This is a genomic window from Pseudomonas sp. C32 (assembly GCF_030417915.1).
Lineage (GTDB): Bacteria > Pseudomonadota > Gammaproteobacteria > Pseudomonadales > Pseudomonadaceae > Aquipseudomonas.
Window position 1 is genome coordinate 62,302 of the sequence record NZ_JAUHUK010000015.1, and the last position, 15,432, is coordinate 77,733.

Sequence of the window (15,432 nt, forward strand, 5' to 3'; positions counted from 1 at the left end):
CTCAAGTAATCCGCAAGTGAAAGAGCCCCGAAGGCTTTGCGCCTTCACGCAGTAAAATCTCTTGGGGATACTCGTGTGCCTCACCCCACAAGACCCGGCCAAAGTCGATGCGCTCGTTGGCGTTAGGGTGAGCACAGCGCCAGCTCACCGCATCGGTGGCAGAGTTGGATGTGATGCGGCCCGCGCCAGACGGCAGCCAAAAAATCAATGCTGCTTGGCCGTCGTAAAACTCCTGAAAGGACAAAATGGCGTCCTTCATCTCAGAAGCCAGCCAGCTCTCGGCATCCTCTGGGGTGAGCAAATCCAGGCAGCCATCGAGTCCCGCCACCACCATGGTGTTGTTGTCATTGCTTGGCAGGTCTTCCGGCCAATTCCCAGTTGCCTGCACGAATTGGCGCAAGCTCCGCACCTCGCTGGCGGCGCCGACTTGCGCTAGTGCCTCGGCATCCCACAACCAGCTTGTCCCACGCCGTTGCCACACGGTGTCGCGTATTTGTTTCATTCTCCATACTCCTCAAACAGCGATCCCTGTTGCGGCTTGGGACTTTGTGATGCGGCCCAGTTATTGAAGATCGATACGGCCCGCGATGAAGCATTACGGGCAGGTGGATTGGCGGCGCGGCGAGACAGCCATTCAAGAAGAGGCTTCAAGGCCACATGGGGTTTGAAGTTTTCGTTCTTTAGTGTGTCCGAGGCATTGATGCCGCTACCGTCATAGCAAGCTCCGATCAACACCAGCGCCTGATCCAAATCGGAAGTAAGTTTGCGCTTGTGCTTGCCCTGCCAATCGCGCGCGAAGTCAAGAGGGTCGGTTAGCGTAAAAATCTTCTTCTTTTCGTTGCACCAGCCGCGCTGCACAAATTCATCCGGCGTCGTGATCGACCCCTTTAAGAACTTCTGCAACTGATCGCGGGCGAGTTCGTTCTTGCCATCAAAGGTGCGCAGAAACTGGCGCGTCATCGGCTCCGCATTGACCGGCGGCGGTTCCTTACCCTGGTTGGCGTCTTCATCGATGAGCTGATTGATACCGATGAGCGCATCCTTCACCGAAATTGCACGTCCCTCGTCGATGTAGACCTTGCCGTAATGGCGAGAAAAATATTCCAGCGCCTTGCCGCGCCGGATCACCTGGATGTCGGCTGCAGGCAAGCCTTCCTTGACGTGGTTTTCCAGCATCGCCTGCAATTGCCGCACATCCGCCATCACCTCGCGGCGCATCCGGCCCCAGCTCACAGGCTTGGGCTCTTCCGTGCGTTTGCGGCAGACGTGGATGATGTCGTATTCGATGGTCTGTGAACCAAACGTTCCTGGCTTCGCACCATCTCCCTTTGTCTCGTCTGATCGAATAGGGTATGTGGCTTCAAGATAAAAACCAGCATCAAAGAGCGACTCCAGTACGGCCACCCAAGGCTTGTCCTCACTGTGGTGGAAGGTAAACGCAAGGAGACCGCTTGGTTTCAGAATGCGGTGAGCCTCTCGCCAACACTGTGTTAGGAGCCTCTGGTAGAAGCCATCAGGGTCTTCAGGCTCGCGAGCTCGATTTGCAACCGCCTCAAGAGACTTTGGCGTGTAGTCGGCTGTGAAGTAATCAGGGTATTTGTCTTTCAGCGCGAGTCGCAGCCAGACGTAAAAGAAATCAGCCAGCTCCGAGTAATGGAGGAGACCACCAAACGGAGGATCGGTGATGACCAAGTCCAAACTGCTATCGGTGAGCTGGCTAAGGTCGGTTGACGAACCTTGATGCACTGTGACGTCACCTACCGGGTCACCTAGGAGTACTTTTTCACTCTTACCGGTAACTTGACCAGACAAGTGAGGAGCGCGTCTTTGAAGGCTCTCATTGCTAACGACTTCCCACGGGCGCATCGCCCACTCCCGGCCCTCCAAAATCCCCTCAATACAGGATGCCCAATTCCCACGGCCTAGCGAAGCAAATACGCAGTTCTCAACAACATTGTTCTTCGGATGATAGTTGTTGTTACTCATGTGAGGGACAAGCTTGTCGTACCCAATGTCCCAGAAGCAAAACGAGTTTTGATTTCTCAGATATTGCTGAAATGCACCGAGGACATACTCGCGAACAGGCCAATCATAAGACCCTGTGGTTATGATTGATTTGAGCAACTGCGTATGCACCAGCATCTGGCGGGGATTGAACATAGTCCACCAGTGAGTAAACCCGTGGTTCGGTATTCCGCCATTGTTCATGTGCGTCATGAACCCAAACGGGACTTCACTACGAGGCCAGTATTCAGCTAAGTCAGAATCTTTACGGGCGTCCCATTCTTTAGCTGCTGCGTCGTGCTGCTGAGCGTGCACCGTATCGAACGGTGCAAAGAAACGGCCGTTGTAAGGCATGCCTGCGGCATGCCTTTTAGGAGCATAGCCTTGGACGGCATAAGCAGCCATCGGCCCCATTTTCCCACTTGCCTTAATCGTGGTCAGCACATCCTGCACGGTGCCGCAGGCACTGCATGCGTAGTTTGATTTCTTGGGCACTGTCCCGACATCAGTCTTAAACGTGATTTTGGTTTCCGGGCATGTCACCTCTTCAGGCAACTCGCCGCGTACCTCCAATAGGCGAATCTTGGCGGCACGCTCTTGAGTCCAACGGGCAGAGGATGCCACGTCGTCCTGTGCAGAACCACCGAAGGATTGACCGTTGGCATCCTGCTGTGCGCTCCCTGCAAGCCATTGCGGATGCACAATCAAGCTGAGTTCAACCTTCTTGTTCTTACCCTTGCCGAGTTTGACCATCTCAATGTGGCCACAGTGCGGGCAAAGCACACCGCGCTTAGGGTCGAGCGTTGAATACGGATATTCGCCCGGCGCGACATACAGCGGTACATCGGAGGCCATGCGTGCCGCATTTTCTTCAACGTGGAAATCACCATCGCACTTGCTGCAGGAATGCTCCCAATGTTTGACGCTGATGGTTTTCACCGCCATCACCGGGCTGGTCATGATCGGTGTGCGATGGCCACAGCCCGTCACCTGACAAGGACCGTGTTTGGCCCAGAAGGTGTAGATAATTTCCGGGCCTTCGTAGTTGTACTCACGCCGCTGTTCTTGGGTGAGAATGAGCGGGTCGAAATCGGCTGTCATCACGCGCTTGGTCGGCAGGTGAGTCCAATTGCCTTTTTCACCATTCGGGCCGTCGCAGTAGTAGTACGGCATAATCTGAGGCTTGACCTCGGCCTCGATGTCGGCAAGCAGGCGCTTCACCTCGTCCAGGTCAACATTGGCGAATTCTTGCTTGACCACGAACCACGCCACCGGGTTCAAATCGTTGCCGACCATCTGCATCCCAAGGCGCGAACCTTCCACCAGTGTGGTGCCGCCGCCCATAAAGATGTCGGCCACCTTAAGGTTCTTGAATGCACCTTTCTTCTGGTGGTTGGAGTAGTAGTTGTCCCACACCAATTTCGCCGCATGCGATTTGTCTTCTGGCGCTTTCGTGGCGGCCGCGATAAGCATCGAGCGGAACACACTGGAGCGCCGCCGCGCCCACCACTTCGACATCTGGTAGATCGGCTTGCCCGCGTTGCCCTCGATGATCGCGACCTGATTGACAGGCAAGATTGGGAAGTCGACTTCTAAACAAGTCAGGGGGCGATTCGGGTCGTTGAAATCGACCGTCTCCATCGCAGCGGCTTTGCCTGCACCAATGGCTTTAGCGACTTCTAGCGCCAGGAGTTCTTTTTTGCTTGCCATGCCGTGCCGCCTTTAACTAACTGGGTTATTTCGAGAGAGTTCAACGAAGGGTGACAGCACCTCAAGTAGCGAAAGGCCGCCGTGCGTCAACGTCGGGTAACCACCTTGGCTCTTCCACTTCCAGCGGCCAAGGGCCAGAAGGTGAGCGCCATGGGGGCTGTTAATTTGCATCGCCACGGGTGGCACGAAGGGGCCGCAGTCTTCTTGCGAAAGACCGGCGCCCGCTTTGTTGCGCCCACTGGAAAAAGTCTTTTTGAGGAACTGACCTACTTCGCCATCCGCATCCGGGAAGTAGCCCGTCGCGGCGTAACCATGGTCGGAGGTGATAACCAATCGCCGCCCGGTCGCCAAGCGCTCAACAAAGGCCCAGAAATCGTCGCTGCTCAACTGCTCGACAGCATCGCGCGTGAGCGTATCGAGCCCCTGACCTGCGCCCGCACCATCGTGCAGCTTGCTGTCCGGCCAGTGATGCCAGAACACCCAATTGGGCGAAGTATCGACCAGCCCGGCACAGTCTTGCCACGGCATATCGACACTCTCGGTGTAGGCCGGTTGCAGGCGGTGAGCGATGCCGCCACCGTTGTTCTGCAATTGACTGCGGCTGCCAAAGCCCAGGGCGCGAGCAAATTCATTGGTTTCGCTGGGCAGCTCGGATGCATTGGCCGTGACCTCGTGCAAGATAAAGCCGCGCTCCTTCGCGCCCTGCAACAGCCAGGGCAGCTCGCGCAGCGACAAGCCATCGAGGATCAGCACCGCTTTGGCGCTGCTGCCACCATAGCCGGGCTCGACCCACCAGCGCGCAAGCCTGTCCGAGGTGCGCTCCACCGTACTGCCGAACGCTTGCCACAGATCCCATCCGCCAGAAGACAAGAAGTGATCCAGCGCGCCGATTTCACGATCGCGCTTGGTGACCTCGCTTGGCGCATTGCCAGCGGCCAGCGGCTTGGATGCGATCTCAACCGCCTTGTTGATGATGACGCGCCAAGCATCCTCGGTGGTGCCCTTGGTCAAACTGTGCAGTACCCCAGCGTCGAGAGCCATCAGTTATCTTCCTTCTCAAGACTGAGCTCGAAGGTCATGCCGTCGGGCAGCTTTTTGAGTAATTCCTTGAGCTGGGCACCGGTCGCGGCCGATATCTTGATCGAGACTTCGGCGACCGGCGTGGCAGGGCCAATGCCCCAGCCTTCGAGCTTGCCGATAAGGTTCAAGGCCGAGGTCGCCGGGTTGTTCAATGCGATGCGAGGCTTACAGTCAGGGGTGCCTGGTTCGCCGCCGAAAATCCCGCCGCCACTGGGCGGGGACGTCGTGAAGCCACCGGATGGGGTATTGCCGCCGGGAGGCATAGGCGATGACGTGTTGCTAGTGCCACCAAAGAGACCGCCACCAACGGGGTCGCCCGCATTCGGAAACACGGTAGGGGTTGCGCCGCCCGTTGTGGGCACGGCCGAAGGCTCCATCACGAATACTTCGTCGAGTTGTCGCCCGGTATAGGACAGTTTGGGGCGTAGCCGCCGCCAAGCCGTTTCCTCATCTTCTCCCGGCTGCGCCTGCAGGAATTCCATGCCGCGCACATTGATGGCGATCTTGCCCCGCGCACAAAGACGAAGAAGGCGCTCCTTCATTGAGGTTTCGCCCAGCCAAGGAATGCAGTCTTGGCCCGCAGGGCGCGGCTCCTGCAATTCGCGCAGTAGCTTGCCAACCGCTGAGTTGTCACCAGCGGCTTCTTGCACAAGGCCTTCGAAGTCTTCAGGCACGAAGAGATCATTGATCAGAGCCTCCTCGATGCCCTCGGGAATCTGCGCACCCTGTTTCTTCAAACTCTCGATGCAGAACATGCACTGGCTTGGATCGGCGAAATTCCAGCGATGGAGCACGGCAAAGCGATCAAAACGTTTTTTCAGAATGTCGCGCAGCTCGCCTTGGTACTTAGTGTGCAGCTTCTTGTACTCAGGGTTCTGACCACTCCACTCCAACGCTTTCATTACAGCGCGAGCGAGAATCAGCAGATCACGATCCTGAAATGCACTCGATGAGCCGGAGCGTGGCAGCAGGAAGCGAATGGTGTTTCGGCGTTTTTGCAGATGATCTTTGATCCAGCGGCCAAGGCGCTGATCAATGTTGTCCGGCTCTTCAGGCAACACGAGGATTGGCAGACGGTCGTCCCAGCGCTCAGGCTGTTCCGACTCATCGAGCGACGACCAAGGGTCGGACTGCCAGGACTTCGGCAGTGCGATCACGCGGAAGGTTTTGGCGACTTCTTCGGTGCCGCCGATGACGTAGCGAACTTCCTTGGCAAGCTGGGCAAGATCGGAGCCATCAGAGAACAGTTTGTCGTTGCGTGCACAAGCCATTAACTTGGCCTGCGGGTTTTCTTCTTCGCGGAAGACAAGGCGAAGGCCATCCTGATGGATGTTGAAGCTGTTCTCTACGACAGTGGCCAGTTCCACTTGGAAGGCGTTGTCGTCGATGGGCTTATCGCGGGTGATGTCAGCCTGTAGTGTCACAGGCTCGGCACCGGCTAGATTGCCTACAGCAATCGAGCGCAGCCACAGCGCCCCCACAATTTCCTGCAGGTGAGGGGCGATACTAGCGTGCGTCGGTACGGCTTCTGTGACCGAGATGATGTTCTGCTGCGCCTTGGCGCGCAGCGTGCGGTGGTGTTCGTTTGATACCGAATCCAGCAGCGCACCGATGCCTGACGTATCGTCATCCAGTCGGAAATCGGCAGCAGTAAGAACAGGCTTAGCCTCGCCGCGGCTCTTGTAAAGGTTGGCTAGAATGCGAATCATGTCGCGCGTTTCCTGTGCGTCAGTCGCAATCAACACTTGCTCTTCGAGCAGGCGCAGCAGGTGGGGGGCGTAGGGCCAGGATTCGTTGAACTCTTTGCGTTTGCGATCCTGCTCAGATGACGGCACGTCCAGTAAGCGGAAATACTCAGCGATGTGCTTGACCACCAAGGTTTCGATATTGGCCGTTGGAATCTGCAAGCGGTTATCGAACAGGCGGTGCAGCAGCATCCGCCGACGATCCTGCTGGATGCGCTCAGCGTTGCCGCCCGCCTTGAAATCAATGGCAACCGGGTTAACACGGTGTACCTGTTGGTAGGCGTCGCTGCCGCCATTGCGTACAGAGATGACCAACACCAGCAGCTCGGGGTGCTCCTTGGCGATTTCCGACAAAATCTGGATGAAGTTGAACGCCCAGTTCTTCCAAGGATACTGCTTGGTGTTGGTCAGACCGTCGTACCACGTCTGGAACTCGTCCAGCAGCAACATCGTGGGAGTGTGCTGCAACAGTTCAAGGATTAGTTTGTCGGACGGAATGTCGGTCTTGGCCGCGCCCATGCCTTCCCACTTACCCTTGATGTAGGTGCCGTGGGGATGGCGCTCGAATAGCAAATCCCACAGGAACTTGTAGCGCTGGCGGTGCAGGCTTTCGCCGAGCACGAGCATCTCGCTACGCAGGGCGATCTTACCGATCTGCGGATCACCCAAGGTCGTCGCCCAGGATTTTAGCCACGCGTCTGTAGACGCAGGGTCATTCACCGCATGGTAGAGCGCGGCCATTAAGTGCGACTTACCGAGGCCGCGTTCGCCGATAACTACCACTGGCCTACCTTGGTTCGGGCCAACAGCCTCGACTCCCTTCAGCAGGTCGTGCGTAGGATAGGTAATTTCCAGGAACTCCTTGGCTGCGACCTGGGTTGCACCGGTGTTCGTGTCGTTGGAGAGCTCAATAGCTGTCCCTTTGAGGCGTTTACCCCGAAATTCTTCTCGTAGCGTCAGTCCAAGCATTATTTCGCATCCTATCGTTTGACTGAGCGAGCGAACACCAGCCTATGAAAGAAGCTAAAAGGCCAAACACAAGCTCTGCCACTTAGCCGACTGCTGCTCACCAAGCTAACCGATGAGAAATTCCACTTGGCAATGGTTGCGCCACTCCCAATCGTGAAATATCTCATTGCACAATGATAAAAGGTCAAATGATACGGCGGATGCCATCATTTTGGGCAGAATTCTTTGGCCTGCCTTCAGAGCCTGCGGGCCCCATACGCATGACTGCCACCCCCGAAGATCTTTGTAGCTGCCTTACAGAGATAACTCGCTCCGTGAAAGAAAGCACTGTTGATCCATCCGACCAACATTCAGGAAATAGGACGGGTTTTGGGGAATCTCGACCACTACACCCTGATTTGCCATACCCTTCAGATGGCGATCAGAAAAAAGATCAGAGTGCAACTCGCTGTGCCGATATCAGCCAGTGCCCGTCAAGAGAAAGATCGCGACAAGGAAGAGACCGCAGACAATACAGCTAGGACTGGAGCTTTGACAGATTTCAACGCGACGAAGCCCTGCGTGGCGAACTCTACGAGCTTTTTGCTAACAGCGACCCAACGATGATCAAAATGATCAAACGCCAGAAACAACAAAGCCAGATCGTTTCCGAACCCGGCTAAGTCATTGAAAAATATGGTCGAGACGGAGTGATTCAAACACTCGACCCCTAGTACCAAATGCCATTATAGATCGGATTCCACTGGACGTTAATAAAATCAAATAAATCCAGATTAGCCTAGTAAATACAACACCTTCAGGCTAATCTACCGTCCAACACCGCCCAAAACGCAGCAATACAAGCCAGCGCTTTCGGTGGGGTAACAGTGGGGTAAAAATAAAAAGGCAGAAGGGGCATGGCAAAAATCCAAGTCAAGCAACTGGAAGCGCTTACCGCTGATGATGGCGGCCTGACACTGCGAGAAGATGGCGGAATTGTCGGGCGCGTTCGCGTCGGGCAACGGGGCATCACTGTTCTGTTTCGTTATGAATTCAAGTTGAATGGCGCCAAGCGCGACCATGCACTCGGTTCTTGGCCCAAGAAAAGCCTTGCCAACATCCGTGCCGAGCGCGACCGCCTGCGCGTTACGGTAGGCGAAGGAATCAACCCCACCGCCGCGAAGAAAGCCGCCAAGATCGAAAAACAGGCCGCTATCGAGGCGACCATTGCCGGGGCCAAGCGCCTGGCTGCCGAGAACCTGACAGTGGCCGACCTGTTCGTCGAGTGGCTAAAAGACGGCGTAGCCCGCCAAGATGACAATGCAGAACTAATCCGCAGCTTCACCAAGGACGTGCTACCCAGCATCGGCAAAAAGTCTCTGCGCGCTCTTACCGAGAAAGATATTCTCGCCATGCTGCGAACCGTACGCGAACGTGGCGTCAATCGGTATGTAGTCAGTCTGTTTGCCGATCTGAATCAGATGCTCGCATGGGGCGAAAAGCGCAAACCTTGGCGCGGCCTGATGATCGACGGCAACCCTGCCAACCTGGTGGAAGTCAAAAAACTTCTAGACCACGACTATCAAGAAGAACGCGACCGCATTCTGACTGTCGATGAAATCAGGGAGCTGCGCGATATATTTGAGAGCATGGAGCGTGATTATGCCGCCCTCCCCCCCGGCCAGAAATATTCCGGCGTCCGTCCGCTGGAAAGGAAAGCACAGCTTGCACTGTGGATATGCTTGGGCACCCTCTGCCGCATCGGCGAACTACTCAAGGCCGAATGGCGCCACATCGATCTAAGCAAGGGAACATGGTTTTTGCCTGCCATGAACACCAAAGGTCGCCGAGGAGCGCGCCAGGATCACCATGTTTTTCTGTCTACCTTCGCCCTGCGCCAGTTCAAAGAACTGCACACCCTGACGGGCAACACGCCATACCTGTTCCCCGCCACCAACCATATCGGCCACGTAGACCTAAAGAGCATTTCCAAGCGCGTAGGCGACCGGCAAGAACAGTTCAAGAAACGCAGTAAACCTTTATCCGGCCGGCGCAATGACAATACGCTGGTACTGAGCAAGGGCACCAATGGCGACTGGACACCGCACGACCTGCGCCGCACTGGCGCAACGACGATGCAGGAGCTGGGCGTCACCTTGGAAATTATCGACCGCTGCCAGAATCACCTGCTGGGTGGCTCCAAGGTTCGCCGACACTATCTTCACCATGACTACGCCAAGGAAAAAACCGAAGCATGGCGACTGCTGGGCGAACGCATCGACGCAATATTGGCTGCTGACAACGTCGTGCCAATCAACCAAAAGCATGGATACGATTTACCGGCTGATTTACGGTAGTTCCCGAAAAGCAGGTGCCCCCACCTGTGGGGCCAGACAATCTATTCAGGATGGGACGCCCGGGGAGGCGCGAACATGAGCAAACTACTAACGCTTAAAGAATGGCTAACCGTTAAGGACACAGCAAAGCGCCTTTCGATAAGCACTGGGGAGACGATAAATGAAGCCGACGTTCTACGCCTGGCGCTCGACGGCCATCTAACCCTTTCTGTGTACTTCGTGAATCACGCAAACGGTAGGCCAGCCAGAATCGAGCCTATCGGCTTGCAGCATGTCAGTAATGCGCCCTCACCTTCCGAATATGGTCCTCCCAGGTACGGAACCATCGAGGAAATAGTGCTCCCGAACCAGAAGGACGTAATTATTTATGAAGCTGAAATGGACAATCCGCAGACGCTCAAAGGGGTGTGGGATTTACCGATGATTGGGGCGGAAAAGCTGGATGTTGAACAACTATTCCAGGCCATGATCGACGGGCCAGAAGTTAGGCTCTTATGTTTTGGTGGCCCCTTGGTTACAAGCGCCGACCGAACCAAGGTCTTCCAGATTCTCGATAGATACGAGTGCAGCCCCTCATCCCGGATAAAAGTCATTAATGGCGTCCCAACCATTACGGAGCAAGAAGAAAAGGAGTCTCCGCACCGGCCTTATAAGATCGAATACTACCCAGCCGAAGCCCTGCCAGACGGCAGCGTTTTCGTTGTGAGGATTGGCGCTTTGCGGGAGCTTGAGGAAAAATTTCTTGCCCAAGACAACCCACCGGAAAAGCCACTTCACCCCAGCGAACGAAAAAGCGTTGGCCAAATAATCGCCGCGCTTGCCGCTATGGCCAAGCTTGATCTGTCTACCCCCTATAAAGCAGACCTAACCCTGAGAGAATCCGCCGCGTCCAATGGTCTTGAATTTCCCAGCAGCCCTGAAACAGTGAAGAAGTTCCTTAAAGACGCCGCCGCACAAGCCGGCAAAGCCTAACCCCTTTTTACCCCAATGGGGTTTTGCCAACCCCCATTAGGGCACAAGCCACGTCACAACCTGTTGAATGCCGCCATAAATCCACTGAGCGCCCGCTGGCGCGAAGGAGTTATGACAATGGCCGCAATATCAACCACCCCACCCCGCCGCATCATGCGCCTACCGGAAGTCGTCACGATGACCGGCTACGGGCGCAGCTCCATTTACAACTTTATGGATGCTGGAACCTTCCCCAAGTGCCGCCGCATTGGCCCACGCGCTGTCGGCTGGGACAGCCTGGAGGTTGAACAGTGGATCACTGATCGCCTGGAGGGCCGCGCATAATGGACAAAAAGAAGCCCACCAATAAGGGCCAGCTCGGGAATGAATCGCGCATAAACTCCCCCAGCAGCCACACCCCACTCACCCGTTTGATGGCTCGGATCAAGCTGGGGCCGACAGACACTTTCACCACCATGCAGGAGTTGGGTATCTACCGCCCAAGCGCCCGTACTTCCAATACGCGCGCTATTGCCCCCCCAATCAAGACCCCAAACCTTGCCAGCCTCTACTTGTTCAGCCTGTCACCGACTGGTGTTGACCTAGTGTTGCTGATCTGCCTGGAGGTGGCTTTATGGATTTCGTGATCCTGTTTCGTGACAGCATGCAATCCGTGCTCGGGCCACTTGATTGGCTGCCGATACCAGACGGCGACATCCACCGCTTCCACGTGCCAGGCGACAAGCCAGGCACCTTGAACGGCTGGTATGTGCTGTTTCTGGATGACATCGCCTGCGGCGTGTTCGGGAGTTGGAAAGCGGGCGGCTCGCAGACCTGGAGTAGCCGCAAGCCAGCCGATCATTTGGAGGCTCAGTTAGTCGCCCAGCGCATCGAGCACGCCCGACGTCAGCGGGAAGCTGATCAGCACCAGCGCCAGCAGGTTGCCGCCGAATATGCCAACCGGCTGTGGAGCAACGCCCGCAGCGCCGATCCCGAGCACCCCTATCTAGTGGCAAAAGGGGTGCGTTCTTATGCCCTGCGTCAGGCCCGTGACGTGTTGCTGGTGCCGCTGAATCGTGACGACCGGCTGGTGAACCTGCAACGCATCTACCCGAACGGCACCAAGCGCTTCTTGCGTGGAGGCATGGTCAAGGGTTGCTGCTCACTTATCGGCACGATTCAGCCTGGTCAGCCGCTCTACATCTGCGAAGGCTGGGCAACCGGCGCAACGCTCCACGCCGAAACCGGCGCCACCGTGGCCTGCGCCATGAATGCTGGCAACCTGCTGGAAGTCGGCCAGCACCTCCAGCACCAGCACCCAGACGCCGTGTTGATCGTAGCCGGCGACGACGACCGCATGACCGAAGGCAACCCCGGACGCACTTACGCCATCAAGGCAGCTGCTGCGCTTGGCTGTCGCATGGTCTTTCCACCCTGGTGCGGCAGTGAGCCGCTGACCCTTTCTGACTTCAACGACCTGCGCCAATGGCAGGAGGCCGACCAATGACCCTGACGGATGAAAGTGATCTGGCTTTCGATTTTTCCGAGGGAGCCGGGGGAACCGAAGGAACCGCCAGAAATGACGGGGCTTCCAGCGGTTCCCTCAGTGAAAAGGCAGAGGGAGCCAAGGGAACCGCACTGGTACCCGAGGCCAAGCACCCGGAGATCGAGCGCCCCACCTTTCGCGTCTATGACCGTCCAGCCAAGACCCTGTGCGGCACCTACTCGGCAGGCGTGTGGTGGCATGGCGTCAAGGAGGAAAAGGGCAAGCCGGTAAACTATGACAAACGCGTCTGTTCGCCGCTGCATGTCGAGGCTGTCACCTCAAGCGACGGGGGCGACTTTGGGCGCCTGCTGCGTTTTCGCAACACCCTGGGCGACTGGGGCGAATGGGCCATGCCCATGCAATTGCTCAAGGGCAGTGGCGAGGATATGCGCGGCGAGTTGCTGAACATGGGTGTGGAAATCGGCCCCGACGCTTTCAAGCTGCTGAACCATTACATTCAGGGCCAACACCCCAAGCGCCAAGTCATTGCAGCCACCGCCACCGGCTGGCATTCGCCAGCCCTGTTCATAATGCCCCGGCAGAACATCGGCAAGGGCGAGGCCATCTATCAGAGCGAGGCGGCGAACTTCGACGACTTCCGCCAGGCCGGCACCCTAGGGGGCTGGCAAACCGAGATCGGCACACGCTGCGCCGGTAATCCGCTGCTGATGTTGGCTGTCTGCGCGGCCTTGGCCGGGACGTTGCTGTATCACTTGCAGCGCCAGGGTGGCGGCTTCCATATCGTCGGGGACAGCTCCACCGGCAAGAGCAGCGCCATTCAGGCCGCCGCCTCGGTCTGGGGTCATGGCGAACAGTTCAAGCGTACCTGGCGCGCCACCGGCAACGGCCTGGAGGGGATTGCTGCCCAGCGCAATGACACATTGCTGGCCCTGGACGAGATAGGCGAGGCCGACCCGCGTGAAATTGGCGCCGTGATTTACTCCCTGGCCAACGGCACCGGCAAGGCCAGAGCCGGGCGTACCGGAGCCGCACGGGCGACACGGCGTTGGCGGGTAATGCTGTTGTCGTCCGGCGAGTTGGGACTGTCCGCGCACATGGCCGAGGGCGGAAAGCGCAGTCGGGCCGGGCAGGAAATCCGCCTGCTGGACATACCGGCTCGTCGTACTTTTGGCGCCTGGGATGAGCTGCACGGACTGCCGGGTGGACGGGAATTTTCCGACGCCATTCAGCGCGCCAGCGTGACCCATTACGGGCACATCGGCCCGAACTTTATCCGCAAGCTGCTGGAGTGCGGCGAGGCTGACGATCTACCGGCAGTGCTCGCCAAGTTGTGCGAGTCATACCCCAGCAGCAGCGGCCAGGAAAGCCGCGCGGCTGAGCGGTTCGCCATTGTTGCTTTGGCGGGAGAACTGGCCATTGAGTGGGGATTGCTGCCAGCCCCGGCTGGCGCTGCCCGCGACGCCATGCTGGTGCTGTTTGATGCTTGGCGAAACAGCCGGGGGCAAGGCCAGGGCGAGGACGCGACAATCCGAGCCAGCTTGTGCGACTTCATCTCTCGCCACGGCGATGCGCTGTTCTCTGAGCTGGGCGGGGACGCCATAGTCAGAGATCGCGCCGGCTGGTGGAAAAATGAGGGAGAGCGCCGCGTCTGGCTGTTTACCCCCGAAGGGCTGCGCCGAGCGGTGCCTGGCTTCGACGTGATGCGCATCCTGGACGCCGTGGACGCTGCCGGGTGGATCACCGAGCACAACACCGGCAAGCGTGCCAAACGGGTAAAGGTGGATGGGCGCAATCCATCGCTGTATCACCTCGTCCCACTGGAGGTGTGAAATGGGTCGGCTCTTGGACTTAGCCAACCGCCTGGCCGGGGCAGCAGTTCCCCCGGTTCCCTCTCTGAAATTTCAGAGTGAACCGCTTCAACCCGCTCCAGTACTGGAGGTTCCCCCGGTTCCCTCGCCCCCCCAGAAAAACATAAAGTCGAGAAGCCAGCGCAACCCGTCGCGAACGACCGTCCAGCGCAGGGGCCATCCAAATTAGAGACCAGTCGATGGCTTGTTCATGTTGCTCGCCTGCTGGGATGCTTGCCGACATATCTACTGGAGCGGGGGGTTTCTGACTGCTGATGACCTGACCGAGCTGTGCAGCACACACCCACGATTTGCCGCCCGACTGATCCGTAGTCATCCGGCATGGTCGCCACCAGCGCCAGTGGCTGACCCAACAATGGAGCAGCACGACACCGGGGAGCCGAAGCAGATTTGCCACAGCGCCACCACGGCATCGCCTAAGTGGCGCGAGACCCGCGATCAGTACCATCGCCACTTGTTCGCCTGCCCCGCCTGCTATGCGCCGGCAGGCCGTTACTGTGTAGCAGGTGCCGAACTGCACCAGCGGTATAACCAGACGTTAATGGAGCCAGGACCATGACCCAGAACATCGTAATCATCCTGGCCGCTAGGTACCGCCAAACGTAACAACCTGACCATTGCCCGTCCTACCCTGCGCAATATCTGCCGGACAATGGACAGCATTCACAACGACGGCCGCGGAACACGCCTATATACCGGCAAGCTGTGCCAGTTCCTGTCATTCACAGCGCAGGCCGTGGTCAAGCAGGAGCACCGCGCTTTAGAGCTGCGCGCCCTGACTTATAGGCAGGCCAGCATTACGATCGCGCGAGGCGCCTACCCCTCTAATCGTGTTGAGTCCTTTGACTGGCAGAAAACAGCCGATTCTGTTGAAAAAGTCGACCATGGTTTCCGTAGCAGAGAAAGTATGCGTCCGAGATTGAAATCTTTACTTTCAGGAGAGGCTTCCGGACTCAGATTTCACGTAGCAGTGTGCAAAAAAAGCGTTTTAACCAGTCAATGATCAGGCCATTTAGGCGAGCCGACTTTTTCAACAGAATCAGCCATAAGCAGTCAGTCGAATGTCTAGATTTAGCGCGAATACGAGTAAGGTCAAATACTGCGCCGACCATGCTTATGGTGTGAACACTTGAGCCAGGGCGACTGCGGCACGCATGGGCGGGGGCTTCCTATGTGTATTTTTTCAGGTTCTGAGCTTACCTTCGGTAGTAATCCGTGACACATCATTTGGCGGTCGATAGGATGTGGTCTTCAAAGGTGAT

The 15,432-nt window shown here is 57.2% G+C and carries 11 protein-coding genes; 7 read left to right on the forward strand and 4 right to left on the reverse strand.

Annotated features, from left to right (window positions below):
* Nucleotide 1: 1 nt before the first annotated feature.
* The 4 genes from QYH43_RS18015 to QYH43_RS18030 are packed head-to-tail and all read right to left on the reverse strand — an operon-like array spanning nucleotide 2 to nucleotide 7,508.
* Nucleotides 2-502, reverse strand: coding sequence for a hypothetical protein (locus QYH43_RS18015; RefSeq protein WP_301157722.1), 501 nt, complete (start codon nucleotides 500-502; stop codon nucleotides 2-4).
* The gene (locus QYH43_RS18020; protein ID WP_301157723.1) at nucleotides 499-3,714 is read right to left on the reverse strand and encodes a DUF1156 domain-containing protein; all 3,216 of its coding nucleotides are present in this window, start codon (nucleotides 3,712-3,714) and stop codon (nucleotides 499-501) included. The genes QYH43_RS18015 and QYH43_RS18020 overlap by 4 nt, the downstream gene beginning before the upstream one ends.
* A gap of 12 nt (nucleotides 3,715-3,726) precedes the next feature.
* Nucleotides 3,727-4,755 carry a hypothetical protein gene (locus QYH43_RS18025; protein WP_301157724.1) on the reverse strand — a complete coding sequence of 343 codons (1,029 nt, stop codon included), beginning with the start codon at nucleotides 4,753-4,755 and terminating at the stop codon, nucleotides 3,727-3,729.
* Complete coding sequence (locus QYH43_RS18030; RefSeq protein ID WP_301157725.1) at nucleotides 4,755-7,508, reverse strand: DUF499 domain-containing protein; 2,754 nt, start codon at nucleotides 7,506-7,508, stop codon at nucleotides 4,755-4,757. The genes QYH43_RS18025 and QYH43_RS18030 overlap by 1 nt, the downstream gene beginning before the upstream one ends.
* A gap of 896 nt (nucleotides 7,509-8,404) precedes the next feature.
* On the opposite strand from QYH43_RS18030, the gene QYH43_RS18035 reads away from it, so the two are divergent.
* From QYH43_RS18035 to QYH43_RS18065, 7 genes are all read left to right on the forward strand, one after another.
* Entirely contained in the window at nucleotides 8,405-9,844 is a 1,440-nt protein-coding gene (locus tag QYH43_RS18035; protein ID WP_301157726.1) for a site-specific integrase, read from the forward strand.
* 75 nt (nucleotides 9,845-9,919) lie between these two features.
* Nucleotides 9,920-10,816, forward strand: a complete 897-nt coding sequence (locus QYH43_RS18040) for a hypothetical protein (protein ID WP_301157727.1) — start codon at nucleotides 9,920-9,922, stop codon at nucleotides 10,814-10,816.
* Nucleotides 10,817-10,933: 117 nt separating this feature from the next.
* Nucleotides 10,934-11,140, forward strand: a complete 207-nt coding sequence (locus QYH43_RS18045; RefSeq protein WP_301157728.1) for an AlpA family transcriptional regulator — start codon at nucleotides 10,934-10,936, stop codon at nucleotides 11,138-11,140.
* Entirely contained in the window at nucleotides 11,140-11,442 is a 303-nt protein-coding gene (locus tag QYH43_RS18050) for a hypothetical protein (protein WP_301157729.1), read from the forward strand. Before QYH43_RS18045 ends, QYH43_RS18050 begins: the two co-directional genes overlap by 1 nt.
* Complete coding sequence (locus QYH43_RS18055) at nucleotides 11,430-12,302, forward strand: toprim domain-containing protein (protein WP_301157730.1); 873 nt, start codon at nucleotides 11,430-11,432, stop codon at nucleotides 12,300-12,302. Before QYH43_RS18050 ends, QYH43_RS18055 begins: the two co-directional genes overlap by 13 nt.
* Nucleotides 12,299-14,131: a DUF927 domain-containing protein gene (locus tag QYH43_RS18060; protein ID WP_301157731.1), complete on the forward strand. Its 1,833-nt coding sequence runs from the start codon at nucleotides 12,299-12,301 to the stop codon at nucleotides 14,129-14,131. Before QYH43_RS18055 ends, QYH43_RS18060 begins: the two co-directional genes overlap by 4 nt.
* Nucleotides 14,132-14,822: 691 nt before the next feature.
* Nucleotides 14,823-15,173 (forward strand): hypothetical protein, encoded by a 351-nt coding sequence (locus QYH43_RS18065; protein ID WP_301157732.1) that lies wholly within the window; start codon nucleotides 14,823-14,825, stop codon nucleotides 15,171-15,173.
* The last annotated feature ends 259 nt before the right edge of the window (nucleotides 15,174-15,432 follow it).